Source organism: Pseudomonas sp. 21615526 (assembly GCF_013386245.1).
Classification (GTDB): Bacteria; Pseudomonadota; Gammaproteobacteria; order Pseudomonadales; family Pseudomonadaceae; genus Aquipseudomonas.
The window spans coordinates 1-868 of record NZ_JACAOM010000112.1 but is presented as its reverse complement, the minus strand read 5'-3'; the positions used below and the strand labels follow the sequence as shown (position 1 = coordinate 868).

Annotated in this window: 1 protein-coding gene; it reads left to right on the top strand. The window is 53.7% G+C overall.

The genetic code is table 11. The features are described from left to right. Window positions 1-176 precede the first annotated feature (176 nt). The coding region (locus HX786_RS26425; protein WP_178912814.1) for a hypothetical protein at window positions 177-868 on the top strand (692 nt) is incomplete at its 3' end.

Here is an 868-nt window from a genome sequence, read left to right as displayed (position 1 = left end):
GGGGTGGGGTATCTGGAGATGACGGGGTATTGAGTCCGACGATTTTTTGTAGGCCTTGATTACCTGCCAGGTAGGTGATTTCCCAAATGTAATTTCAGCTGTTCCAACCTTGTGTCCGGGCCGTGTTCGCCTGCCTATATTCCTGCGCCATATCTATTACATCAGGGATGTAAGTGATGGCGCAGGGATACATCAATGACCGCACCACGGACTACCTCAGCTTGAAGTCCCGCTTGCTGACCGGGTCCAGTCGGCAACTCTCCGATCAATTCGACGCGTTGAACCCGCATTTGCGCCAGACAAGCCTGGTGACGCCGGGGCAGATGGTGATCGTTCCCGATGCCTACGCTGTGGCTTGCACTACTGATGATGCATGGTTGATGCGCCATGCCCAGGAGATTCAGCGCAATCTGGAGTTGGATGCCTCGGCTGGGGCGGCGGTGATCAATAACTATGATCTATTCCAGAGTTTATTGGCTTATAGCTCGGTGGGAGTCGGCAGTTCGACGGCGGCCTGGGGGCGACACCTGGACGAGGTTCAGCGCACTCTGGAAGAAATTGAGCGTTTGCATCAACAACTCAAGGATGGAGCCTTGAATAAGAAAGCGTTTATCCAGAAGCGGCAGATGTTGTTCCGGCGCTTGGATACTCAACTTCAAGGTGCGGCGCGATTTGGCACGAGCCTGAAAACCAATAAGTCACTGAAAAAAGTACTGGGTATTTCCACCAAGAGTTATCTGCACAAGAGTGAAATCGTGGGCTACACGCAGCGGATTCGCAGCATTGCCGAGACGTCGAGGTTTTTGGGCAAGGGGACGTATGTGGGGTTGGCGTTGGATGTGGGTGTGGCGGGGTTGGAGATCAAGGA